Annotated in this window: 2 protein-coding genes; both read left to right on the top strand. The window is 52.6% G+C overall.

The genetic code is table 11. The features are described from left to right. Positions 1 to 80: 80 nt before the first annotated feature. The gene (gene atpA / locus RMR24_RS08710) at positions 81 to 1,619 is read left to right on the top strand and encodes a F0F1 ATP synthase subunit alpha (RefSeq protein ID WP_310614686.1); all 1,539 of its coding nucleotides are present in this window, start codon (positions 81 to 83) and stop codon (positions 1,617 to 1,619) included. A 26-nt stretch (positions 1,620 to 1,645) separates the two neighbouring features. Next, positions 1,646 to 1,754 (top strand): F0F1 ATP synthase subunit gamma (locus RMR24_RS08705; RefSeq protein ID WP_310614687.1); only part of this gene is annotated, 109 nt, incomplete at its 3' end.

The following is a 1,754-nucleotide window of genomic DNA, read 5'->3' as shown; positions in this document are numbered from 1 at the left end:
TCAAAGCCCGTTTAGATCAAATGAAAGTTGCGCTGACGGCTTAATGCCTGTCAGCCCTAACAAGAAAGAAGGAAAGAGTCATGCAACTCAATCCAGCAGAAATCTCTGAGCTGATTAAGAGCCGTATCGAAGGTTTGGGCACCGAAGCCAACGTTCGTAATCAAGGCACCGTTTTGTCGGTGACTGACGGTATCGTTCGCGTGCACGGTCTTTCAGACGCGATGCAAGGCGAAATGTTGGAATTCCCCAACAACACATTCGGTCTGGCGCTGAACCTCGAGCGTGACTCGGTCGGCGCCGTGATCTTGGGTGAGTACGAGCACATCTCTGAAGGCGACGTTGTCAAATGTACAGGTCGCATTTTGGAAGTGCCCGTCGGCCCCGAGCTTATAGGTCGCGTGGTGAACGCTTTGGGTCAGCCGATTGACGGCAAAGGCCCAATCAACGCCAAGATGACTGACGTGATCGAAAAGGTTGCACCTGGCGTTATCGCTCGCGAATCTGTGAGCCAACCCATGCAAACCGGTCTCAAATCTGTTGACTCCATGGTGCCAGTCGGCCGTGGTCAACGTGAGTTGATCATTGGTGACCGCCAGACTGGTAAAACAGCTGTTGCGATCGACGCCATCATCAACCAAAAAGGTCAGAACATGACCTGCGTTTATGTCGCGATTGGCCAAAAAGCCTCTTCGATCAAAAACGTGGTGCGCGCTTTGGAGCAAGCTGGAGCGATGGAGTACACCATCGTGGTGGCCGCTTCTGCCTCTGAATCTGCAGCGATGCAGTACGTGTCGGCCTACTCAGGTTGCACGATGGGCGAATATTTCCGCGACCGTGGCGAAGACGCCCTGATCGTGTATGACGATTTGTCTAAGCAAGCTGTGGCTTACCGCCAAGTGTCTTTGCTGTTGCGTCGCCCACCAGGCCGCGAAGCTTACCCTGGCGACGTGTTCTATCTCCACAGCCGTTTGCTTGAGCGCGCTGCCCGCGTGAACGCCGACTACGTTGAGCACTTCACCAAAGGCGCTGTCAAAGGTAAAACAGGTTCATTGACGGCATTGCCAATCATTGAAACTCAAGCCGGTGACGTGTCCGCATTCGTGCCAACCAACGTGATTTCGATCACTGATGGTCAAATCTTCTTGGAAACCTCGTTGTTCAACGCTGGTATCCGTCCTGCGATTAACGCTGGTATTTCAGTGTCTCGCGTGGGTGGTGCAGCTCAAACGAAATTGATCAAGAACTTGTCCGGTGGTATCCGTACCGACTTGGCTCAGTACCGTGAATTGGCAGCGTTTGCCCAGTTCGCTTCTGACCTCGACGAAGCCACACGTAAACAGCTCGACCGCGGTGCTCGCGTGACTGAATTGCTCAAGCAAGCTCAGTACAGCCCACAGTCCATCAGCATCATGGGTGCAACCCTGTTTGCGGTGAACAAAGGCTACATGGACGACATCGAAGTCAAACAAGTTCTGCACTTTGAATATGAAATGCACGCTTACCTCAAAGCTAAGCATGCTGCATTGTTGGCCAAACTCGAAGCCGACAAAGCCATGGACAAAGATGCCGAGGCTGAATTGACCGCTGCTCTGACTGCGTTCAAGAAAACCTTCGCTTAATTCCTACCTGACACAAGGAGCCTCAAATGGCAGCAGGTAAGGAAATTCGCGGCAAGATCAAATCGGTGGAAAACACCAAGAAGATCACCAAAGCCATGGAAATGGTCGCCGCGTCTAAGATGCGTAAGGCGCAAG

Origin of the sequence: Limnohabitans sp. (assembly GCF_031539105.1) — a bacterium.
Lineage (GTDB): Bacteria > Pseudomonadota > Gammaproteobacteria > Burkholderiales > Burkholderiaceae_C > Limnohabitans.
The sequence above is the reverse complement of the archived record's forward strand: the minus strand, read 5'-3'. Positions and strand labels throughout refer to the sequence as shown.